Origin of the sequence: Pseudomonas sp. ef1 (assembly GCF_007293365.2) — a bacterium.
Lineage (GTDB): Bacteria > Pseudomonadota > Gammaproteobacteria > Pseudomonadales > Pseudomonadaceae > Aquipseudomonas > Aquipseudomonas siliginis.
Genome location: NZ_CM129815.1, coordinates 5,526,484 through 5,550,155, shown reverse-complemented (window position 1 = coordinate 5,550,155; position 23,672 = coordinate 5,526,484). Strand labels below are relative to the sequence as shown.

At 60.3% G+C, this 23,672-nt stretch carries 14 protein-coding genes; 11 read left to right on the top strand and 3 right to left on the bottom strand.

What is annotated here, in order from left to right:
* Nucleotides 1–35: 35 nt before the first annotated feature.
* Together FEE99_RS25365 and FEE99_RS25360 are read right to left on the bottom strand one after the other, a co-directional pair.
* The gene (locus FEE99_RS25365) at nt 36–1,286 is read right to left on the bottom strand and encodes a ribonucleotide-diphosphate reductase subunit beta (protein ID WP_016773579.1); all 1,251 of its coding nucleotides are present in this window, start codon (nt 1,284–1,286) and stop codon (nt 36–38) included.
* Between the two features lie 559 nt (nt 1,287–1,845).
* Nucleotides 1,846–2,106, bottom strand: a complete 261-nt coding sequence (locus FEE99_RS25360) for a DUF2790 domain-containing protein (protein ID WP_007912695.1) — start codon at nt 2,104–2,106, stop codon at nt 1,846–1,848.
* A 409-nt stretch (nt 2,107–2,515) separates the two neighbouring features.
* Here FEE99_RS25360 and acs point away from each other — a divergent pair, with 409 nt between their 5' ends.
* The 7 genes from acs (at nt 2,516) to argR (ending at nt 10,548) form a co-directional block, all read left to right on the top strand.
* On the top strand, nt 2,516–4,471 hold the full coding sequence (gene acs / locus FEE99_RS25355; RefSeq protein WP_016773581.1) for an acetate--CoA ligase: 1,956 nt from the start codon (nt 2,516–2,518) through the stop codon (nt 4,469–4,471).
* A 694-nt stretch (nt 4,472–5,165) separates the two neighbouring features.
* Nucleotides 5,166–5,939: an ABC transporter substrate-binding protein gene (locus FEE99_RS25350; RefSeq protein WP_041479236.1), complete on the top strand. Its 774-nt coding sequence runs from the start codon at nt 5,166–5,168 to the stop codon at nt 5,937–5,939.
* Between the two features lie 91 nt (nt 5,940–6,030).
* A complete protein-coding gene (locus FEE99_RS25345; RefSeq protein ID WP_016773583.1) occupies nt 6,031–6,720 on the top strand; it encodes an ABC transporter permease in 690 nt (229 codons plus the stop codon).
* Nucleotides 6,717–7,415, top strand: a complete 699-nt coding sequence (locus FEE99_RS25340) for an ABC transporter permease (protein ID WP_024014019.1) — start codon at nt 6,717–6,719, stop codon at nt 7,413–7,415. Before FEE99_RS25345 ends, FEE99_RS25340 begins: the two co-directional genes overlap by 4 nt.
* 1 nt (nt 7,416) lies before the next feature.
* Complete coding sequence (locus FEE99_RS25335) at nt 7,417–8,529, top strand: succinylglutamate desuccinylase/aspartoacylase family protein (protein ID WP_041479240.1); 1,113 nt, start codon at nt 7,417–7,419, stop codon at nt 8,527–8,529.
* 27 nt (nt 8,530–8,556) lie between these two features.
* Nucleotides 8,557–9,321 (top strand): ABC transporter ATP-binding protein, encoded by a 765-nt coding sequence (locus FEE99_RS25330; RefSeq protein ID WP_007912705.1) that lies wholly within the window; start codon nt 8,557–8,559, stop codon nt 9,319–9,321.
* A 246-nt stretch (nt 9,322–9,567) separates the two neighbouring features.
* On the top strand, nt 9,568–10,548 hold the full coding sequence (gene argR / locus FEE99_RS25325; protein WP_041479242.1) for a transcriptional regulator ArgR: 981 nt from the start codon (nt 9,568–9,570) through the stop codon (nt 10,546–10,548).
* Between the two features lie 14 nt (nt 10,549–10,562).
* On the opposite strand, the gene FEE99_RS25320 is transcribed toward argR, so the two are convergent.
* Nucleotides 10,563–18,326, bottom strand: a complete 7,764-nt coding sequence (locus FEE99_RS25320) for a dermonecrotic toxin domain-containing protein (RefSeq protein ID WP_041479244.1) — start codon at nt 18,324–18,326, stop codon at nt 10,563–10,565.
* A 304-nt stretch (nt 18,327–18,630) separates the two neighbouring features.
* Here FEE99_RS25320 and FEE99_RS25315 point away from each other — a divergent pair, with 304 nt between their 5' ends.
* The 4 genes from FEE99_RS25315 to astD all read left to right on the top strand — a co-directional run bounded on the left by FEE99_RS25315 (nt 18,631) and on the right by astD (nt 23,660).
* Nucleotides 18,631–19,851 (top strand): aspartate aminotransferase family protein, encoded by a 1,221-nt coding sequence (locus tag FEE99_RS25315; protein ID WP_016773586.1) that lies wholly within the window; start codon nt 18,631–18,633, stop codon nt 19,849–19,851.
* Nucleotides 19,852–20,097: 246 nt separating this feature from the next.
* Nucleotides 20,098–21,117 (top strand): arginine/ornithine succinyltransferase subunit alpha, encoded by a 1,020-nt coding sequence (gene aruF / locus FEE99_RS25310; protein WP_024014015.1) that lies wholly within the window; start codon nt 20,098–20,100, stop codon nt 21,115–21,117.
* Between the two features lie 51 nt (nt 21,118–21,168).
* The gene (gene astA / locus FEE99_RS25305) at nt 21,169–22,194 is read left to right on the top strand and encodes an arginine N-succinyltransferase (protein WP_024014014.1); all 1,026 of its coding nucleotides are present in this window, start codon (nt 21,169–21,171) and stop codon (nt 22,192–22,194) included.
* Nucleotides 22,191–23,660, top strand: coding sequence for a succinylglutamate-semialdehyde dehydrogenase (astD, locus tag FEE99_RS25300; protein ID WP_167351319.1), 1,470 nt, complete (start codon nt 22,191–22,193; stop codon nt 23,658–23,660). The genes astA and astD overlap by 4 nt, the downstream gene beginning before the upstream one ends.
* Nucleotides 23,661–23,672: the final 12 nt, after the last annotated feature.

Genomic DNA, 23,672 nt, shown 5'->3' with positions numbered 1-23,672 from the left:
AGGCAGCAATCGTCAAATCGCGCCAAGCGAGACTATTAGTCCCAGCTCAGAGCACCACCAGTTTGGTATTCGATCACGCGAGTCTCAAAGAAATTCTTCTCTTTCTTCAAGTCCATAATCTCGCTCATCCAAGGGAACGGGTTAGTCGTCCCTGGATATTCCTCTTTCAAACCAATCTGCGACAAACGACGGTTAGCGATGAACTTCAGATAATCCTCCATCATCGCCGCGTTCATACCCAACACCCCGCGAGGCATGGTGTCACGCGCGTATTCGATCTCCAGCTGCGTACCCTGCAGAATCATCTGGGTCGCTTCTTCCTTCATTTCGGCATCCCACAGGTGCGGGTTTTCGATTTTGATCTGGTTGATAACGTCGATGCCGAAGTTCAGGTGCATGGATTCGTCGCGCAGGATGTATTGGAACTGCTCGGCGACGCCGGTCATTTTGTTGCGGCGGCCCATGGAGAGAATCTGGGTGAAGCCGCAGTAGAAGAAGATGCCTTCCAGAACGCAGTAGTAAGCGATCAGGTTGCGCAGCAACTCTTTGTCGGTTTCCGGGGTGCCGGTTTCGAACTTCGGATCGGAGATCGAGCGGGTGTACTTCAGGCCCCAGGCTGCTTTCTTCGCGACCGATGGGATCTCGTGGTACATGTTGAAGATTTCGCCTTCATCCATGGCCAGCGATTCGATGCAGTACTGGTAGGCGTGGGTGTGGATCGCTTCTTCGAAAGCCTGGCGCAGGATGTACTGGCGGCATTCCGGGTTGGTGATCAGGCGGTACACGGCCAGGACCAGGTTGTTGGCAACCAGGGAGTCGGCGGTGGAGAAGAAGCCGAGGTTGCGCATGACGATGCGGCGCTCGTCGTCGGTCAGGCCTTCCGGGTTTTTCCAGAGGGCGATGTCGGCGGTCATGTTGACTTCTTGCGGCATCCAGTGGTTTGCGCAACCGTCCAGGTACTTCTGCCAGGCCCAGTCGTACTTGAATGGCACGAGTTGGTTGAGGTCGGCGCGGCAGTTGATCATGCGCTTTTCGTCAACGGCGACACGGGCGGAGGCGCCTTCGAGTTCGGCGAGGCCTTCGGCGACGTCGAGGGAGTTCAGTGCAGCCTTGGCGCGGGCCACGGCGGCCGAGTCGTCGGCGGTGACGGCGCGGGCTTCCAGCGCTGCGGCACCGCCGGCGTTGTCGAGGCGGTCCATGTTGGCTTCGCTTGCGTGGCCGGCGTTGGCGCCTTTCACGGTTGCGACTTCACTGTCTTCTTTATCGAATTCGTCCCAGCTCAGCATGACGTGTCGTCTCCTGCGTGAGGGCCTGTGCCCGTGTGAAAACTGATTGGTTGGTTTTTCACACGGTCGTACAGACCGCGTTGGATCTAAAGGAATCGTTCTTTGCAGCAGCTAAACGCAGGCATCAAACAGAATTTTGTACGGGTTTCCGAGAGCCTCTGACGGGCGCAATCAGTGTTGGACACTGCTGCGGGAATTCAGAATGGCTTTTGATCCCTGTAAGGGAATATTGCTGACCCGATTAGGGCGGCATTATAGGGAAAAAATTGTGCTCGTGGGGGAGGGCGAAAGCGCGCAGGGCGGTCGAGCGGGAGGGCTATTTGAGTCGGAGCGAGGGTTTACAGGGCTTTCGCGGATGTTGGCCCGTGAGAATTTTTTTTGATTAATTTTTTCGTCGGGGTTTGGTTGCTCAAGAAATGAGCAAAAAACCGTGTTTTTCACTATATCTTGTGTTTTGAAACCCTTCTGAGCGTCTCCAGACACAACTGAGCCCGACCGAAGTCGGGCTGGAATCGACCCTCAATGTAGCGTTGAGCGATCCGATTCGGTGCAGTCTGATTCAGTTCGTGCAGCCGTTGCCCATGATGCTGTAGCGCAGGATGTGGCGTTGGCCTTTGGAGTCGTCGTATTCCATTTTCGCCGGTACTACTTCGCAGACATTTGGCACTTCGCTCATCGATACAACTTTGGCGATGTCCAGGTGCGTGGAGTAAGTGTATTCCTCGATTACCGGTTGCTGCTGTGCGACATCAGTCGGGACCTCGTCTGCCATGGCGGTTGCGCACAGACTACTGAGGGCCAGAACCAATAAAGCTTTCATTTCTAATTCACCTTTTTGAGGTCGAGTGGGGTCACGCAACCTTTTTAGGGTTGCGTGTGGAGCTTGAGTATTTGATGCGTTACTTGGAGCGCTGGATTAACGGCCTTCGTGGGGGCTGTAACGTTGTTAATCGCGGTTGCCTTGTTGGCGAGGTGAATTTTAGGGCGGTGGGGCCGGGGTAAACAGAGCGGGTTTTGATAAACACTTTTGGCATATTTGGTAACAATCCCTCGCGCGGCCCCTGTAGGAGCTGTCGAGTGCAACGAGGCTGCGATCTTTTGATCTTGCTTTGAAGATCAAAAGATCGCAGCCTGCGGCAGCTCCTACAACCATCGTCGAATGGTTCTATGGCCTCCACCCGGCTACAACAGGGTCATACAAAAACAACTATTACACCGAGGTAGGAAAGATGAGTGCGGCTTCTCTGTATCCCGTTCGTCCCGAGGTTCTGGCTAACACGCTGACTGACGAGGCGACCTACAAAGCCATGTACCAGCAGTCGGTCGTCAACCCTGACGGCTTCTGGCGCGAGCAAGCCAAGCGTCTGGACTGGATCAAGCCCTTCACCACGGTGAAACAGACTTCGTTCGACGATCACCATGTCGACATCAAGTGGTTTGCCGACGGCACCCTGAACGTTTCCTACAACTGCCTCGACCGCCATTTGGCCGAGCGCGGCGATCAAGTCGCGATCATCTGGGAAGGCGACGATCCTTCCGAAAGCCGCAACATCACCTACCGCGAACTGCACGAACAAGTGTGCAAACTGGCCAACGCCCTGCGTGGTCAGGACGTGCACCGTGGCGACGTGGTGACCATTTACATGCCGATGATTCCCGAAGCCGTGGTCGCCATGCTGGCCTGCACCCGGATCGGCGCGATTCACTCGGTAGTGTTCGGCGGTTTCTCGCCGGAAGCCCTGGCCGGTCGCATCATCGATTGCCGTTCGAAAGTGGTGATCACCGCTGACGAAGGCATCCGTGCCGGCAAGAAGATTTCCCTCAAGGCCAACGTCGACGACGCGCTGACCAACCCGGAAACCAGCAGCATCCAGAAGGTTATCGTGTGCAAGCGCACCGGTGGCGACATCAAGTGGAACCAGCATCGCGACATCTGGTACGAAGACCTGATGAAGGTCGCGGGCACCGTTTGCGCGCCGAAAGAGATGGGCGCTGAAGAGGCACTGTTCATCCTTTATACCTCCGGCTCCACCGGCAAGCCGAAGGGCGTGCAGCACACCACCGGCGGTTATCTGCTCTATGCGGCAATGACCCACGAGCGCGTGTTCGACTACCGTCCGGGCGAAATCTACTGGTGCACCGCCGACGTCGGCTGGGTTACCGGCCACAGTTACATCGTCTACGGCCCGCTGGCCAACGGCGCGACCACCGTGCTGTTCGAGGGTGTGCCGAACTACCCGGATATCACCCGGGTGGCGAAGATCATCGACAAGCACAAGGTCAACATCCTCTACACCGCGCCGACCGCGATCCGCGCGATGATGGCCTCGGGTCAGGCCGCCGTGGAAGGCGCCGATGGCAGCAGCCTGCGCCTGCTTGGGTCGGTCGGTGAGCCGATCAACCCGGAAGCCTGGGACTGGTACTACAAGAATGTCGGCAAGTCGCGTTGCCCGATCGTCGATACCTGGTGGCAGACCGAAACCGGCGGCAACATGATGAGCCCGCTGCCGGGTGCCCACGCGCTGAAGCCGGGTTCGGCGGCGCGTCCGTTCTTCGGTGTGGTGCCGGCGCTGGTCGACAACCTCGGCAACATCATTGAGGGCGAGGCTGAAGGCAATCTGGTGATTCTCGATTCGTGGCCAGGCCAGGCGCGTACGCTGTACGGCGATCACGATCGTTTCGTCGATACCTACTTCAAGACCTTCCGTGGCATGTACTTCACCGGTGACGGCGCGCGTCGCGATGCCGACGGTTACTACTGGATCACCGGGCGCGTGGACGACGTGCTCAACGTTTCCGGCCACCGCATGGGTACCGCCGAGATCGAGAGCGCGATGGTCGCGCATCCGAAGGTGGCCGAAGCTGCGGTGGTGGGTGTGCCGCATGACATCAAGGGGCAGGGCATCTATGTCTATGTGACCTTGAAGAACGGCGAGGAGCCGACCGAGCAGTTGCGCCTGGAGCTGAAGAACTGGGTGCGCAAGGAGATCGGCCCGATTGCTTCGCCGGACGTGATCCAGTGGGCGCCGGGGCTGCCGAAGACCCGTTCGGGCAAGATCATGCGCCGCATCCTGCGCAAGATCGCCACGGCGGAATACGACGGCTTGGGCGATATCTCGACCCTGGCGGATCCGGGTGTGGTGCAGCATTTGATTGATACGCACAAGACCATGAATGTTGCTTAAGCGTTAGAAGCATAGGAGCCCTGTCCGGTGATGCCGGGCGGGGCTTTTTTATGGCTGTGAGGTTTGTGGTAGCTGGGAGGGCCTCTTCGCGAGCAGGCTCGCTCCCACAAGGAAGCGGGCGCATTTAAAATGTGGGAGCGAGCCTGCTCGCGAAGGCGATCAGTCAGACACCGCAGTAGTCAGCTGTAGGAAACCGCAACACCCCAACCAATAATTATCGATCTCCCCCGTCAGACCTTTCCCGCTGTTACCCGCCACAACCCAATGTGTAACCGCCCGCGCCAAACCGGGGCGAAGGGAAACGCGGTGCGCCGTTTTAGAGCCTCCAAAGCCCTGCTGAAAAATAAGACATAACGCTGCGCTTGCCGGATTAGAAGGGTTTACGAATAATAGGCCCGCAACTTGCAATATGTATCGGTTCACTGTCTTTTGCTCTTGCATGAAATTGCAGGGCTGTCAATGAGCTCAAACCGCTTTCTCGGTGCATCTGTAATTAGTTGTCGCATTGAAGAAATATCGGCTTCGGGCCTGTCGTTAGAATGCCGATCACTCGCTCATCGTGGCTGACGTTGAAATCGCCTGCGGTTCCAATGGGAAATTTCCGCCGATGCGCAACTGATTTCCGATTCACCCATTCGCATATTGGGCTGTCGCTCACTCTGCCGTTTTTGCCCTTTACCGATGGAGTCCCAAGATGAAGAAACTTGTGCTGCTTGGCGCCCTGGCACTGTCCGTGCTGTCGATGAATGCCTTCGCTGACGAAAAACCGCTGAAGATCGGCATCGAAGCGGCTTACCCTCCGTTCGCTTCGAAAGCACCGGACGGCAGCATCGTCGGTTTCGACTACGACATCGGCAACGCGCTGTGCGAAGAAATGAAGGTCAAGTGCGTGTGGGTCGAGCAAGAGTTCGACGGTCTGATCCCGGCTCTCAAAGTGCGCAAGATCGACGCAATCCTGTCGTCGATGTCGATCACCGAAGATCGCAAGAAGTCGGTCGACTTCACCAACAAGTACTACAACACCCCGGCGCGTCTGGTCATGAAGGCCGGCACTCAGGTCAGCGAAGGTCTGGCTGAGCTGAAAGGCAAGAACATCGGCGTACAGCGTGGCTCGATCCACGAGCGTTTCGCCCGCGAAGTTCTCGCTCCATTGGGCGCCGAGATCAAGCCGTACGGCTCGCAGAACGAAATCTACCTCGACGTGGCTGCCGGTCGCCTCGACGGTACCGTGGCTGACGCTACCCTGCTCGACGACGGCTTCCTGAAAACCGACGCCGGCAAAGGCTTCGCATTCGTTGGCCCGGCCTTCACCGACGTCAAATACTTCGGCGACGGCGTAGGTATCGCGGTGCGCAAGGGCGACGCCCTGAAAGACAAGATCAACACTGCCATCGCGGCCATCCGCGAGAACGGCAAATACAAGGCAATCCAGGACAAGTACTTCGCCTTCGATATCTACGGCAAGTAACACGTCTCTGCGACAAGTCCGAAATGGCGCAAGCAACAGAATCTCTGCGGTTTGCGCCATTTTTTCATCCCAACTTTCGAGGACCTGAATCATGTTGAAAGGCTACGGGGCTGTCATCCTCGATGGCGCATGGCTGACGCTTCAGCTCGCCTTGTCGTCCATGGCTCTGGCCATCGTTCTCGGGCTGATCGGTGTCGCGTTGCGCCTGTCGCCGGTGCGCTGGCTGGCGTGGCTGGGCGACCTGTATTCGACGGTGATCCGCGGCATTCCCGACCTGGTGCTGATCCTGCTGATCTTCTACGGCGGTCAGGACTTGCTGAATCGCGTTGCGCCGATGCTCGGCTATGACGACTACATCGACCTGAATCCGCTGGCCGCCGGTATCGGTACTCTCGGTTTCATCTTCGGTGCGTACCTCTCGGAAACCTTCCGTGGTGCGTTCATGGCGATCCCCAAGGGCCAGGCCGAAGCGGGCATGGCCTACGGCATGAGCAGTTTTCAGGTGTTCTTCCGGGTGATGGTGCCGCAGATGATTCGTCTGGCGATTCCCGGCTTCACCAACAACTGGCTGGTACTGACCAAGGCCACCGCGCTGATTTCCGTGGTCGGTCTGCAAGACATGATGTTCAAGGCCAAGCAGGCGGCAGATGCCACGCGCGAGCCTTTCACCTTCTTCCTCGCAGTGGCGGCGATGTACCTGGTGATCACCAGTGTTTCGTTGCTGGCATTGCGTCACCTTGAGAAGCGCTACTCGGTAGGCGTAAGGGCGGCTGATCTATGATCTTCGACTACAACGTCATCTGGGAGGCACTGCCGCTGTACTTCAGCGGCCTGCTGACCACCCTCAAACTGCTCGCGCTGTCGCTGTTCTTCGGCTTGCTCGCGGCGTTGCCGCTGGGGCTGATGCGCGTCTCGAAAAACCCGTTCGTCAATGGCGCCGCGTGGCTGTACACCTACGTGATTCGCGGCACGCCGATGCTGGTGCAGCTGTTCCTGATCTACTACGGTCTGGCCCAGTTCGAAGCGGTACGCGAAAGCTTCCTGTGGCCGTGGCTGTCCAGCGCAACGTTCTGTGCCTGCCTGGCGTTTGCGGTCAACACCAGCGCCTACACCGCAGAAATCATCGCCGGTAGCCTCAAAGCCACGCCGAACGGTGAGATCGAAGCGGCCAAGGCCATGGGCATGTCGCGCTTCAAACTGTACAAGCGCATCCTGCTGCCGTCGGCCCTGCGCCGCGCGCTGCCGCAGTACAGCAACGAAGTGATCATGATGCTGCAGACCACCAGTCTGGCGTCGATCGTGACCCTGATCGACATCACTGGCGCGGCACGTACCGTCAACGCGCAGTTCTATCTGCCGTTCGAGGCGTACATCACCGCTGGCGTGTTCTACCTGTGCCTGACCTTCATTCTGGTCAAGCTGTTCAAACTGGCCGAGCGTCGCTGGTTGAGCTACCTCGCGCCACGGAAGCACTGATATGCAACGCATCGACCACGTATTGCCGTGGAGCCACCTGGGCAGCGAGCGCAAGGTTTCGGTTTTCCGTTTTGGTAGCGGCGAGCGCAAGGCCTACATTCAGGCCAGCCTGCACGCCGATGAACTGCCGGGCATGCGCACCGCCTGGGAGCTGAAAAAGCGCCTCGGCGAACTCGAAGCCCAAGGCTTGCTCAACGGCGTGATCGAGCTGGTGCCGGTAGCCAATCCGATCGGCCTTGGGCAATTGCTGCAAGGCAATTTCCAGGGCCGTTTCGAGGCGGGCAGCGGCAAGAATTTCAATCGTGATTTCGTCGAGCTCAGCGCGCCGGTCGCGGCGGCGCTGGGCGAAAAACTCGGTGATGATCCCCATGCCAATGTGCGCCTGATCCGTCAGGCAATGGCCGACCACCTGGCCGGATTGCCTGAAGCGAGCAGCCAGTTGCAAGGCATGCAACGTGTGCTGCTCAGCCACGCCTGCACCGCCGATGTGGTGCTGGACCTGCACTGCGATGCCGAAGCCGCGCTGCACATGTATGCGCTGCCGCAGCACTGGCCGCAGTGGCGTTCGCTGTCGGCACATCTGAACGTCAAGGTTGGTCTGCTCGCGGAAGATTCCGGCGGCAGCTCGTTCGATGAAGCTTGCTCGTTGCCATGGCTGCGCCTGTCGCGGCAGTTTCCCGAGGCGCAGATTCCGCTGGCGTGTCTGGCGACGACGATCGAGCTGGGCGGGCAGGCCGACACCGGCCGCGTCGAAGCCGAGGCTTATGCTGAAGGCATTCTGGCGTTCCTTGCCGAGCAAGGTCTGATCACCGGCGAGTGGCCGGACCCGGCCTTCGAACCGTGCGAAGGCATGCCCTTCGAAGGCACCGAATTGTTGTTCGCACCGCACCCCGGTGTGGTGAGTTTTTCCCGCAGGCCTGGCGAATGGGTCGAGGCGGGCGACGAGATTTTTCAAGTGATCGACCCTGTGTCCGATCGGGTCAGCACGGTATGTGCTGGTACGTCCGGGGTGCTGTTTGCCATTGAACGGCTGCGCTATGCCCAACCCGGTTTCTGGCTGGCCAAGGTGGCGGGGCGCGAAGCGCTGCGTCACGGGCGCTTGCTCAACGACTGACTGACTGTTTTTGTGAGAACCGACCGCATGTACAAACTTGAAGTCCAAGACCTGCATAAACGCTATGGCAGTCACGAAGTGCTCAAGGGCGTGTCCCTGAAAGCCGCCGCCGGCGATGTGATCAGCATCATCGGCTCCAGTGGCTCCGGCAAAAGTACTTTCCTGCGTTGCATCAACCTGCTCGAGCAGCCGCACGCCGGCAAGATCCTGCTCAACAACGAAGAGCTGAAACTGGTGGCGAACAAGGATGGCGCGCTGAAAGCCGCTGATCCAAAACAGCTGCAACGCATGCGCTCGCGCCTGTCGATGGTGTTTCAGCACTTCAACCTGTGGTCGCACATGACCGCGATTGAAAACATCATGGAAGCGCCGGTGCACGTGCTCGGCGTACCCAAGTACGAAGCGCGCGAAAAAGCCGAGTACTACCTGAACAAGGTTGGCGTGGCCCATCGCAAAGACGCGTTTCCGGGGCACATGTCCGGTGGCGAGCAGCAGCGCGTGGCGATCGCCCGTGCGCTGGCGATGGAACCGGAAGTGATGCTGTTCGACGAACCGACCTCGGCCCTCGATCCGGAACTGGTCGGCGACGTGCTGAAAGTCATGCAGGCGCTGGCGCAGGAAGGCCGCACCATGGTCGTGGTGACCCACGAAATGGGCTTCGCCCGTGAAGTGTCGAACCAGTTGGTGTTCCTGCACAAAGGCGTCGTCGAAGAAAGCGGCAACCCGCGCGAAGTGCTGGTCAACCCGCAATCGGAGCGCTTGCAGCAGTTTCTGTCGGGCAGCCTGAAATAAATCAGGGCTGCCGTTGTGCACCAGATTAGGTCATGCTTCGCGACCTGAAGCCTGACCCAGATCCCCTGTAGGAGCTGCCGAGTGCAACGAGGCTGCGATCTTTTGATCTTGTTTTTCGAAAATCAAAAGATCGCAGCCTTCGGCAGCTCCTACATGGATCTGTATCGGACTCAGGATTTGTATTCATTTCCGGGCTAGCATTGGCCCATGTCTTCATCACCGTTGTTCGTTTCGGATTGCCCGCCCATGACTGCCCATCGAATTGGTTTCCTGATTTGGCCCAGTACTAAAGCGTTGACGCTGGCGCTGGCGGAGGAGGCCTTGCGTGTTGCGCAGCGGGTGCACCCGGACGTGGTTTACGAACTGTCGTTCTTGCAGGCCGAGCCGCAGACCGAAGGGGCCTGGCAATTGCCTGGCGAACCCTGGGCGGGCAAGCTCGAGAATTTCCAGAAACTGTTCCTGCTCGCTGACGAGCCACCGACCACGCTCGCGCCGGCGCTGAGCAGTGCGCTCAAGCAACTGGTGCGTGCCGGTTGCGTGATCGGTGGTCTGTCGGCCGGTGTCTATCCGCTGGCCCAGCTCGGTTTGCTCGACGGTTATCGCGCCGCCGTGCACTGGCGCTGGCAGGACGATTTCGCTGAGCGCTTCCCGAAAGTCATCGCCACCAGTCATCTGTTCGACTGGGATCGCGATCGTCTGACCGCCTGCGGTGGCATGTCGGTGCTCGACCTGTTGCTGGCGGTGCTGGCTCGCGATCACGGTGCGGAACTGGCCGGTGCGGTGTCGGAAGAACTGGTCGTTGAGCGCATCCGCGAGGGCGGTGAGCGTCAGCGCATCCCGTTGCAGAATCGCCTCGGCTCCAGCCATCCGAAGCTCACCCAAGCGGTGTTGCTGATGGAAGCCAACATCGAAGAGCCGCTGACCACCGACGAAATCGCCCAGCACGTGTGCGTATCCCGTCGGCAGCTGGAGCGGATCTTCAAGCAATACCTCAACCGTGTGCCGAGCCAGTACTACCTGGAACTGCGCCTGAACAAGGCCCGGCAGATGTTGATGCAGACCAGCAAGTCGATCATCCAGATCGGCCTCTCGTGCGGCTTCTCCTCGGGGCCGCATTTCTCCAGCGCCTATCGCAATTTCTTCGGTGCCACGCCACGGGAAGATCGCAACCAGCGGCGCAGCAGCAGCCCGTTCGAATTGTCGTCAGTGCCGCCGGAGCGTGGCTGAGCGCGGATCGACCCTCAATCGGTTTCCATGCCGCCGGAGAAGTCATGGAAATCCTCAATCGTCTGATACGCGGTGTCGTTGCTCGACTGCTGCTCCAGCAGGCGCAATTGATACGCCGCCTCATACCGCTGCAGGCGCTGCAAACTTTCGGCAGTCAGCGGGTTGTCGCTGAAGTCGTATTCGGTCAGCACGTCGCCGGGCTGTAAAGGAAACTCGCCCGGCAACTCGGTGATCGCGTTTCCGGACAAGTCGGCGTACATCAATCGAGGCAGTCCGAACAGGCCGTCAGGCACCTTGCTCAAGGCACAGTTGCCCAGACGCACATCGGTCATCTGCGGGAAATGACTCAGATCCGGAGCGATGTTGAGCGGATTGTCGCTCAGGTCCACCGAACTCAGGTTTCTCAGCGTTGCGAATGCTTCTGCGGTCTGCGCAGTCAACGTGATCTCACAGCCCGGCAGATACAGGCTGCGCAGCCTTTCCATGGCGAAAATCGGGACGGGAATTTCGCCCAGCGGATAATTGCGGATGTCGATACCTTTGAGCTTCGGGAACAGCTCCAGCAGACGATCGATCCGAGGCGCAGCTGACGCTGTGGTGGTCAGTTTCAATTGTTCGATGTGGTCGAAACGCGCGGTCAGCGGCGGCAGCTCACCGGTAAACGACAACTCGCAGCTGACCCTTGGCCCTGTCAGGAACGAGGGCGCACGGCGCAGGTCGTCTTCGAGGTTTTGCCTGAAGTGCTGGCGGTTGAGTCTTTCCCTGGCTGCCGCTTCGGTCGCAAGCGGCATCTGCGTGTCAGTATCGTTGGGAGTCTCGTTGGCCCAGCTATCCAGGCGTTCGAGCAGGCCGGTGAGCTCGGTTTTGCGGCGCATCAGCTCAACACGTCCATCGGCCAGCGTGCCCGCAAGCTTGTAGACCAGATCGTTGGCATCGAAGCCGAACAGCGATGGATAAAGGCTTTGCGCCAGATCGATGTCTTGCTGTTGGACCCAGACACCGAAGTTGTCAGCCTTGGCCTGGAATGCGGCCTTGATCCGTTCTCTGGAAGCAACCGACAACGGGTTGCCGCCCAGTTCAATGCCGCGATCGGAATACTGCGTCAGTTGCGCCGGCAATTCGCTGATGTTGTTGTCGCTCAGCAACGCGACTTCCAGGTGCGGCAGCTGTTCCAGCCCGGCGGGAAGACTATCGATGCCGGTGTTGATCAGGTCGATGAACGTCAGGTTCTGCAGGGTCGATAGATCGGGCGTCACCTGCAGAGGGTTGCTATACAAGTCCAGAGATTTCAATCGGGTCATCGTGGACAGGATCGCCTGTCCGGCAGGATCCAGAGTGATCTGGCACTTGCTCAGCATCAACCTCTCAAGCAACGGCAGGCTTGGCAGCGATTGGGGTATCCGGCCCAAGGCGAAATCCTGCAGTTCCAGTCCGCGCAGGCCACTGAAGCTTCGGAAAAAACCATCGGGAATGTTCAGCCCCGGATTGCCCTGAAGGTTGAGATGCGTGATGTGGCTGAAGTCAGCGGTCAGTTCCGGCAATTCGCCGGTGAATGTCGCATCGGCTTCGAAAGTATTGAACCGCAGGGCTGAGTTTTCGTTTTGCCGACCGCGCCAGAGTTTCTCAAGGTCACTGCTGAATCTTTGTCTGGCGGCGAGTTCTGCAAATCTTTCCGGCGCTGTCCAGGGTAGCTCTGTCGAAGGGTTGTTGACCGGCAGGCGCGCGTTCCATGTGTTGAGATCACTGATCATGCGGGCGATTTCCGCCTCCCATCTGATCAGTTGCGCCGTGCCGGTCTGTAATGTCCCGGGCAGGCGATAAATCATGTTGATCGCAGCGTTTTCGCCCAGTCGCGGGAACAGTCTCTGCGCCATGGCAATGTCAGCCGATGGCGGCTTGATCCGGAAGTTGCGCCCTTGTGCGGTGTAGTAGAGCTTGACGCGCTCGCGGGTATTCATGGACAGAGGATTGTCGTTCAGATAGACGCTGTCGGCCCGCTCGGGATGCAAACTGAAGACAGCGTCGGGCAGCACGGTTATCTGGTTGTTATTGAGATGGAGCTCTCGCAGTAGCGGATGCTCGGCGATGCCCTTCGGCACGCTCGTCAGTTCGCTATGGCCGAGTGAGAAGTTCGTCACCTTGGGCAGGATTGTCAGGTCTGGCGCGTTTGTCAGTGGGTTATGGCTCAGATCGAGCGACCGCAACTCGGGCAGCGCGCCGAGAACCTGCTGCCCGGCAGGGGTAAGCGTCAGCGCGCAGTCATTGAGTTTGAGCTCTTTGAGATAGTGCAGACGGCTGACGAACGAAGGGATGTCATAGAGTGTGAAAGCTTTCAGTTCCAGCATCTGAAGATTCGGGAACAAGGCAGCGAACGGCTCCAGTCCCGCGATCGTCACGTTGCCCGCCAGCTTGAGGCTGGTAACGTGATCGAAGTTGACCGTCAGGCGCGGCATTTCGCCGAGGAACTTGAGGTCTGCCGCGAAAGAAGTCGTGCGCCTGCCGGTACCCATCGATCTTTCGCCCCAGAAATCCTTTATCAATTGCTTGAAGTCCGAGCGTGCGGATCGTTGCGCCAAACGCTCGCTTGCGCTCAAGGCTTGACGCGTAACCGGGTGCGCAGACGGCGTTGCCAAGGCCCAGCGGGTCAGGTCATCGCGCATCTGTTGCTGTTCTGCTTGCCAGCGAAGCAGCTGTTGGCGACCGTCGGCCAGGTCGCCGGGCAAGTCGTAAATCATCTCGCTGGCCTCTTGCTTGTTCAGACCGGGAAACAACTGCCGGGCGAGGCTCACGTCCGGTTCGGCCGCCAGTACGTCGAAGTCGTTACGATGGAGGCGGTAGTGGTTTTTGATCTGGTCGCGGGTGGCGATCGATAGCGGATTGTCGGCAAGATCAATGCCGTCACTGCGCTCGGCGGGGAGGTCGAACAGCGCCTCGGGCAGTTGCGTGATGCGGTTGCCTGCGAGCACTGCGGTTCGCAACCCCGGATGGCTGGCCAGTCCTTCAGGCACGACGGTCAGCCCGCAGTTGGACAGATCGAGATAGATCAATTCGGGCAACAAATTCAGGTCGGGGAACGTACCCAACGGATTGTCGCTCAGGTCCAGCGAGTCGAGGCTGCCAAGTGACAGCAGCGCAGCCTGGTTTTCCGGGGTCATGACCACGCCACAATTTTTCAGCTCCAGATCGCTCAGTTGAGGCAGTTTTGCTTCGCCCAGCGCAAGCGGTCCCAGTTCGAAACCGTTCATTTTCAGCTTGGCAAGGTTGGGGAAGCACTCCACGAAGCGCAGGGCGGCGGTGCTATTGGCGGTGCCGGTGAGGTTCAGCCGCGTCGCGCGCTCGAGACCGGCGCTGAGTATCGGCATATCCCCACTGAACGTCGCCGTTGCCCTGAGTTCTTCAAGGCGCGGGTACAGGGGCGGGCTGCGCCAGAATTGCTCGATCTGTTGCGCAAAGGATCGCCGGGCCTCCAGTTCGCGGGCCTGTGCCTCGAGAGGCAGACGTTCCCCCGACTCAGAGGCGGTCACGGTGGCCTGGTTGATCCATTGACTGAGTTCGAGATTCAGCACGCCGAGTTCATTTTCCCAGCGGGACAACTGTGCGCCGCACTCCGCCAATGGCCCGGGCAATCGGTACAACACCTGTGTTGCGCCTTCCGTGTCGAGGGATGGAAACAAGGCGATGGTGCGTTGCAGATCCTCCTGGACGGGCCGGACGCCGAAGTGCCTTCCGGTGTGCTCGTAGAACACTTTTACCCGCTCGCGAGAAGCCGCCGTCAACGGGTTATCGGCGAAGGTATAACCATCGCTGAGGGAGCTTGCCAGGTTGAAAAAACTGTCCGGTATCCGCGTGATGCGGTTGCGATCGAATTGCGCCGAAATCAGGCGCGGATGATCCAGCAGATCGTCGGGCACCGTGTGAATGCCGGTATCCGACAGGTTCACGTAGCGCAATGAAGGCAGTGTGTGCAGGTCCGGAGGCAGGCCCAGCGCATTGCCTTGCAGATCGAGCAGGGTGAGCTGCGGCATGGCCGCGAGCACCGACTCTGTGACCGTCGTCAGACTGATCCGACAATTGCGTAAGCGCAATTCGCGCAGCGAGCGCATCGAAGTCAGTGCTTGCGGCAGGCTCGACAGATTGAGATTGCGCGCATCGATATTCTGCAACTGGCTGAAGGACTGCAGAAAGCTGTCGACAGATGTGGTCATCGGGCTGCCGTCAATGGCGAGCGAGGTGATATGGCTGAAGTCTGCTGACAACACGGGCAAGTCGCCCATCACCGCAGGTGTAAGGCGCAAGGCGTATCCGGCGGCAAAGCCCCGGTGATTGATACCCGTGACGTGCTCCCGTCTCCAGGCTTTGAGCAATTGCTCCCGTAGCAGCCTGCGATTCTGGATTTCGGCGCGCTTCTCCAGCGAGGTGAGCGCCGTGCCGGTTTCCGGGTGCACGGCGGGCGGATTGTTGGCCCAGACATGCAGTTCGTTCTGCAATTGCAGGTAGTCATTTTGCAAACGAAGCATTTCGGCGCGCGCGCCTGCGGGACTGCTTCGCATGCTTTCGGCGAGGAAGCGCACTTCATGGTTCGACATGCGTGGATAGAGCACCCGGATGTCTTCTTCGAGAGTGTGCGGCTGGTAAGCGGGGCGTGGCGGACGCGGAGCATGGGCGTAACCGTCGGTACCGAGCAGGCGCAGGGTGTCGACAGCCGGCGCTCGGGACTGCGTATGGGCAATCACCTGACGCCACTCGTTGCGCTCGAGCGTGCGTTCACGAATGGCCGCCTTCAGCGCCTGACCCTGGCCGATCCGCAGGTCCAGGCTCTGGCGCTCGCTGTCGGGCAATGCGTACAACAGGCTGGAATAGAAATCAGCGAACGAATGCAGCTGCTGCCCACGATCGTCATAAGGTTGGTATTGGCCATCGTCGCGGCGAACCAGCACCTTGTATTCGGGCGCATCGTCACGGCCGATCGTGTCCAGTAACCGGCCCTCGTAGCGCCCGTCACGGATTTCGATGCGTACATCGCCGCTCCAGCCCGGCAACAATTTGAGGCTGTGCAGCGCCAGAGAGTCAGAGTCGTGATTGCTCACCGAGGCCAGCTCAAGGCCTTCATACGCGCGGGTAACGCGCACCTCGTCACTGGCCATCTGCATGAGTGCCTGCTGGCGCGGGGGCAATAGTCCTTCGCTGATCTGCAACAGTTCGCTGCCGGTCGCGGTATCGAGCAGTTCGCGGGTAATGCTGGCCGGCAATTGCGGAGGGTGAATCTTGAGTCGAGCGGCCAGCGGGTCGTCGAGGTGCTGGAGGGCTTGATAGCGCGACTCGAACAGCGCGCTGGTGTTGCGTCTGGCGAGGTCGGCCACTTGTTTGCGCAGGTTGTGGCTGCGGACCTCGATGGACGGCGTCGGTCCCGCGAAGGGCTCGTCCAGCAAGGTTTTGATCTGCGTCTCGTCGAGGGTGTAGAGCAGCGCTTTGAGCACGTCACCACCGACCAGTTCGCCTTGGCGCAGTTCGGTCACGGGCAGGCTTGCGTCAGTAGACGACTGCCACAGTTGCTCGCCTTGGCGATCGAGCAGACGCAGGCACTGGTCGCCTGGCCAGCGGCCGTATTCGCTGAGCACCTGCAGCTGCGTGACCGGGTCGGCGCGCAAGAAAACTTCAGCGTCATCGCTGTCGAGCTGGTCGATGAAGCGTTGCAACTGCTGATCAATCTTGAAGCGCTGGATGCTGTCGGCCAGCAGCGGCGGAACGCTTTCCTGCTCGACATGCATTTTGCGCAACGCGTCTTCGCTGGTTCCGCTGATCTGCAGCACGGTTTCGCGCTCGCTCGCGGACAAGCTCTCGACCGCAGGGCCGATACGGCGCAGCGCGGTTGCACCATCCCACTCCAGCGGTTGCTCGAGTTCAGTGTGCCAGGCGCCTTCGCCGTTGTGGCGCAGCACCGGTTGGTATGCGTCGGGGCGACTCGGATGTTCGATGCGGTACTGCCCCGGCACCTGACTTTCCGTGACCGCAAAGTGCGCGTCCTCCAGGGGCAGCAGGCGCTTGTCTTCATGGGTGTGCAGACCCAAGGCATCGGGTTGCGAATCGGCAGTCGGGCGCTGCGGATGTTCGTAGCGTTCGAGATCCGGTTGCCAGTAGCGGGTGTCACCATTGGCCAGTTGTACCGGTTTGAAGCGGTCGATGAACGCCACGATTTTCTTGGGCAATACCTTGCGAAACTCGGCCGCGCCAATCGCACCGCCGACGGCGAACATGCCCAGCTGGATCATCGATTCCACGGTTCCCATCAGGTGTTCGACCGCCTCGGTCGTGCGCCCCTGCGCCCACTCGACAATGCCTTCGAATACTTCATTGAGCATCTGATAGGCCATGTACGCCATCATCGCTTCACCGAGCACCGGCACGAAGGGCGCGACGATCATTGCGGCGGTCTGGGCGATGGAAGAGAGGATGTTGACCAGCGAATCCCAGAACGCCCAGCGCGCCCTTTGATCAACCAGGGCAGTCGGTACGGCAATGGTTCGGGCGTCATTGAAAATCTTGTTCAGTTTTGCCTGGTACAGGTGTTGCCACACATCGTCGTAAAACGGCGTCAGCGCAGTCTGCAGGTCGGGCCGCTCCACTGCGGCTTCGCGCCACGCCGGCCGAGGGTCGCCGGGTTCGTGCGGGTGCCAGCGGATTTCACTCAGCCGGCTGTTGAGGGTGCTGAAGAAGAAACCGCGCTGGTCGTGGTTGACGAAGCGGCTGAAGAATTGCTGATAGTCCCTGGAGCGCAACTGGCGCGTCAGCTCCACGACCATTTCCAATGGCGAGGCATACTCCTTGAACGGATGTTCGGGGTCATCCGGGACGTAGGCGACGACGCGCGCTGCATTGCGTGTCATGTACAGGTCCGGGGCGAATACCACGATGCCGGTGAGCGGTGCGCAAAGCATCGTCATGTCATGACACAGCAGCGGGGCGCCGTACACATGCAGGCCTTTCACACCGTCGAGCATGGCCTCGATCAGGCGCACCGCGTTTTCCGACACGTCGCGGTTCATCCGCGCCCATTGCAGGGCCGATTTCATCGCGGCCTTCTGGCTGGCGTCGATTTTGCCGCGCAAGACCGACGCGACCATCGGATCGGAGTAGCCCAGATTGTCTTCGAGACTGGCTTTGTATTTCGCGCCGATATCCAGTCGACGGCACAGTTTGGTGAAAGCGGAAATGCTCAGTCTGGCCTTGATGTCGGGCAGGGTTTCAAACTGTCCTGTAGCCGAAGGTGCGCTAGTGAATGTCGACTCGGCTTCGAAGGCGTCGTCTTCGGTTTCCCTTTCTTCGAAGTTATGCAGCGCCGCCTCAAGCAGTGACACGGACCAGGCGCGGGCGCCGGTGCGGATCGGAAACCATGGGGTGGTGGCAGGAATGTACAGGCGCACGTAGGTGTTTCTTACATCCAGTTCCAGATCGAAGCAGCTTTTCAGTTCGGCCTTGAGCAGGGGCTCGGCGAAGGCCGCAGCGTCCTGTAAGTGCTCAAGGCTCTTGTCGACCCGGCTCTGCGCGGTGATATGCGCCGCCCCAAGGCTTTTCATCAACGCGTGCTGTTCGGCTGGCGCGACCTTGAGCGCGGCCGGCTGTTGCGGGACGCTGTTCTTCAGCGCTTCGCGCCGCGTGGCTGAGGTGTCGCCCAGCCAGGCCGGAATCGCGTTTTTCAGTGGTTGGTAATGCTCGTCCGCATGTTGCGCGTCATGTGCGGCATCCGGGGTTGCCGATGGGGGTGCTTCAGACAAATGCATGGCCATTCCTTGGCGTTGGGAAGAACCCTCAGCAAATCAGCGGCAAGCGACCACCGTGCGGTAGATATTTATGTCTCTGCCGTGGGGGCTGACTTGGTATCCTGCGCGGCCTGCCGCAAATCGGCCGCGCCCGGTAAACTGCGCCTTTGCGACGCTATATGTCGCATTGCCGTAAACCCGGGAAAATCCGGGGTTTGCGCTATAAGAAGTTGTCGCTTGGCGACAAGGCCGGGCACCCAACTGTCCTTACAATCCCCTCATCGCTCGCCAGTTCCAGGCGGGTGTTCCTCTTCAGGAGACTCCGATGTCCGTTGAGCACGCTGCGGTACAACGCGCCGATTTCGACCAGGTAATGGTTCCCAACTACGCGCCTGCCGCTTTCATTCCGGTGCGTGGCGCCGGTTCCCGGGTCTGGGATCAGGCCGGCCGCGAGCTGATCGACTTCGCCGGCGGGATTGCCGTCAACGTTTTGGGCCACGCGCATCCGGCGCTGGTCGGCGCGTTGACCGAACAGGCGAACAAGCTGTGGCACGTGTCCAACGTGTTCACCAACGAACCGGCCCTGCGTCTGGCGCACAAGCTGATCGACGCCACGTTTGCCGAGCGCGTGTTCTTCTGCAACTCCGGCGCCGAAGCCAACGAGGCCGCGTTCAAGCTGGCCCGTCGCGTCGCATTCGACCGTTTCGGCACCGAGAAATACGAAATCATCGCCGCGCTGAACAGCTTCCACGGCCGTACCCTGTTCACCGTCAACGTCGGTGGCCAGTCGAAGTACTCCGACGGTTTCGGCCCGAAAATCACTGGCATCACCCACGTTCCCTACAACGATCTGGCCGCGCTGAAAGCCGCGGTGTCCGAGAAGACCTGCGCGGTCGTGCTGGAACCGATCCAGGGCGAGGGCGGCGTGCTGCCGGCCGAGCTGGCTTACCTGCAAGGTGCCCGCGAACTCTGCGATGCGAACAACGCGCTGCTGGTGTTCGACGAAGTGCAGACCGGCATGGGCCGCAGCGGCAAGCTGTTTGCCTACCAGCATTACGGCGTGACCCCGGACATCCTCACCAGCGCCAAGAGCCTGGGCGGCGGTTTCCCGATCGCGGCAATGATGACCACCGAAGCGCTGGCCAAACATCTGGTCGTCGGCACCCACGGCACCACTTACGGCGGCAACCCGCTGGCCTGCGCCGTCGCCGAAGCGGTGATCGACGTGGTCAACACCCCTGAAGTGTTGAACGGCGTGAACGCCAAGCACGACAAGTTCAAGACCCGCCTGCAACAGATCGGCGAGAAATACGGCCTGTTCACTCAGGTACGCGGTCTCGGTCTGCTGATCGGTTGCGTGCTGAGCGAAGCGTGGAAAGGCAAGGCCAAGGACATCTTCAACGCCGCCGAACAGGAAGGCCTGATGATTCTCCAGGCAGGCCCGGACGTGATCCGTTTCGCCCCGAGCCTGGTGGTGGAAGACGCCGATATCGACGCCGGTCTCGACCGCTTCGAACGTGCTGCGGCGAAGTTGACGCAAGCCTGATGGACCTTTCGGCGCCTGGAGTTTTTCCGGCGCCGAACCAATTTTTGATACCGGGCACATTCACCTGTTGGATTGAACCTGTGGTGAGGGGATTTATCCCCGATGGGCTGCGCAGCGGCCCCAGATTTTTGGGGGTGCTTCGCCCCCCAGCGGGGATAAATCCCCTCGCCACAAGTCCCATTCCTGCATCGATCTTTATGTGGGCCCGGTTTTTTCTGTGAATATTGAAGAGAAAGGAGTGACACCATGCTGGTGATGCGCCCCGCGCAAATGGCTGATCTGGGCGAGGTACAGCGTCTGGCTGCGGACAGCCCGATTGGTGTCACTTCCTTGCCGGATGACGTGGAACGTCTGAGCGACAAGATCGCCGCGAGCGAAGCCTCGTTCGCCGCCGAAGTGAGCTTCAACGGTGAAGAGAGTTACTTCTTCGTCCTCGAAGACTCGAGCACCGGCAAACTGGTCGGCTGCTCGGCCATCGTCGCTTCCGCCGGTTATTCGGAGCCGTTCTACAGCTTCCGCAACGAGACTTTCGTCCACGCCTCCCGTGAGCTGAAGATCCACAACAAGATCCACGTGCTCTCGCAGTGCCACGACCTGACCGGCAACAGCCTGCTGACCAGTTTCTATGTGCAGCGCGAGCTGGTCGGATCGCCGTGGGCCGAGCTCAATTCCCGTGGCCGCCTGCTGTTCGTCGCCAGCCACCCGGAGCGTTTTGCCGATTCGGTGGTGACCGAGATCGTCGGTTACAGCGACGAGAATGGCGACTCGCCGTTCTGGGATGCGATCGGACGTAATTTCTTCGACCTCAACTACGCCGAGGCCGAGCGCCTGTGCGGGCTGAAAAGCCGCACCTTCCTCGCCGAGCTGATGCCGCATTACCCGATCTACGTGCCGCTGCTGCCGGACTCCGCCCAAGAGGCGATGGGCCAGGTGCATCCACGGGCGCAGATCACCTTCGACATCCTGATGCGCGAAGGCTTCGAAACCGATCACTACATCGACATCTTCGACGGCGGCCCGACCCTGCATGCACGGGTTTCCGGGATCCGTTCGATCGCCCAGAGTCGCGTGGTGCCGGTGAAGATCGGCGAGCCAGTGAAAGGTGCCGGGCGTCAGTACCTGGTGGCCAATGCGCAGTTGCAGGATTACCGCGCGGTGTTGCTCGAGCTGGATTACGCGCCGGGCAAACCGGTGACGCTGGATATGGAAGCGGCCGAAGCCCTGGGCGTCGGTGAAGGTGCCAGCGTGCGCCTGGTGGCGGTTTAACGCCTTAGCGAGTTTCACGGGTGGCGCGAGCGGCCCGTTTGAGGAGATAGCATGATTGTTCGTCCCGTACGCAGCAGCGATTTATCCGCGCTGATCGACCTGGCCCGCAGCACCGGCACCGGCCTGACCACATTGCCGGCCAACGAAGAGCGCCTGACCCACCGGGTCGGCTGGGCCGAGAAGACCTTTCGCGGCGAAGCCGGGCGTGGCGATGCGGACTATCTGTTCGTGCTCGAAGACGATGACGGCCGCGTGGTGGGGATTTCCGCCATCGCCGGCGCGGTTGGTCTGCGCGAGCCCTGGTACAACTTCCGCGTCGGTCTGACGGTCAGCGCTTCGCAAGAGCTGAACATTTACCGCGAAATCCCGACGCTGTTTCTGGCCAACGACCTGACCGGCAATTCCGAGCTGTGCTCGCTGTTCCTGCACGCTGATTACCGCAACGGCCTCAACGGCCGGATGCTGTCCAAGGCGCGCATGCTGTTCATCGCTGAGTTCCCGGAGCTGTTCGGTAACAAGATCATCGCCGAAATGCGTGGCGTGTCCGATGACGCCGGGCGCTCGCCGTTCTGGGAAAGCCTCGGCCGCCATTTCTTCAAGATGGAATTCAGCCAGGCCGATTACCTGACCGGCGTCGGCAACAAGGCGTTCATCGCCGAACTGATGCCGAAATTCCCGCTGTACACCTGCTTCCTTTCGCCGGACGCGCGCAACGTCATCGGCCAGGTGCACCCGGACACCGAGCCGGCGCTGGCCATGCTCAAGAGCGAAGGCTTCAGCTACCAGGGTTACGTCGACATCTTCGACGCCGGCCCGGCCATCGAATGCGAAACCAGCAAGATCCGCGCGGTGCGTGACAGCGAAGCGCTGGTGCTGGCCGTCGGCACGCCGGGCGATGACGCCACGCCGTTCATCATCCACAACCGCAAGCGCGAGGATTGCCGCATCACGGCTGCACCAGCGCGACTGGCTGCGGGCACCCTAGTGGTCGATCCGCAGACCGCGAAACGTCTTCAACTCAGCGCCGGCGATCAGGTTCGCGCCGTGGCGTTGTCCGCTGCACGGGAGTCGAAATAATGAATTCGCTATACATCGCAGGTGAGTGGCTGGCCGGTCAGGGCGAAGCCTTTCAATCGCTGAACCCGGTGACCCAGCAAGTGCTGTGGGCGGGCGAGGGCGCCACTGTCGCGCAGGTCGAATCGGCGGTGCAGGCTGCTCGCCAGGCATTTCCTCAGTGGGCACGTCGCACCCTCGAGGAGCGCATCAGCGTCCTCGAAGCTTTTGCTGCTGCGTTGAAAAACCACGCTGACGAACTGGCTGGCACCATCGGCGAAGAAACCGGCAAACCGCTGTGGGAAGCTGCGACCGAAGTCACCAGCATGGTCAACAAGATCGCGATTTCGGTGCAGAGCTACCGCGAGCGCACCGGCGAGAAGAGCGGCCCGTTGGGCGACGCCACCGCCGTATTGCGCCACAAGCCCCACGGCGTGGTTGCGGTGTTTGGTCCTTACAACTTCCCCGGTCACCTGCCTAACGGTCATATCGTCCCGGCGCTGCTGGCCGGTAACAGTGTGCTGTTCAAACCCAGCGAACTGACACCGAAAGTCGCCGAGCTGACGGTCAAGTGCTGGATCGAAGCCGGCCTGCCGGCAGGCGTGTTGAACCTGCTGCAAGGCGCGCGGGAAACCGGTATCGCTCTGGCGGCGAATCCGGGCATCGACGGTCTGTTCTTCACCGGTTCGAGCCGCACCGGCAATCACCTGCACCAGCAATTCGCCGGGCGTCCGGACAAGATTCTTGCGCTGGAGATGGGCGGCAACAACCCGCTGGTGGTCGATCAGGTCGCTGATCTGGACGCGGCGGTGTACACCATCATTCAGTCGGCATTCATTTCCGCCGGCCAGCGCTGCACTTGCGCCCGGCGTCTGCTGGTGCCGCAAGGCGCGTGGGGCGACAGCCTGCTCAAGCGTCTGGTTGAAGTCAGTTCGACCATTGAAGTCGGTGCGTTCGATCAGCAACCGGCACCGTTCATGGGCTCGGTGATTTCCCTCGGCGCGGCGAAAGCGCTGATGGATGCGCAAGAGCAATTGCTGGCCAACGGCGCGGTGGCGCTGCTGGAAATGACTCAGCCACAGGCGCAGTCGGCTTTGCTGACCCCGGGCATTGTCGATGTGACGGCCGTGGCCGAGCGTCCGGACGAAGAACTGTTCGGGCCGCTGCTGCAAGTGATCCGCTATGCCGATTTCGGCGCCGCGATCAGTGAAGCCAACAACACCGCTTATGGACTGGCCGCCGGTTTGCTCTCCGATTCCGAAGCGCGTTACCAGCAGTTCTGGCTGGAAAGCCGCGCCGGCATCGTCAACTGGAACAAACAGCTGACTGGTGCCGCGAGCAGCGCGCCATTCGGCGGCGTCGGCGCCTCGGGCAACCACCGCGCCAGCGCCTATTACGCAGCGGATTACTGCGCGTACCCGGTGGCGTCGCTGGAAACCCCGAGCCTGGTGTTGCCTGCCTCGCTGACACCCGGCGTGAAAATGGCGTAGCGCCCATTCGCG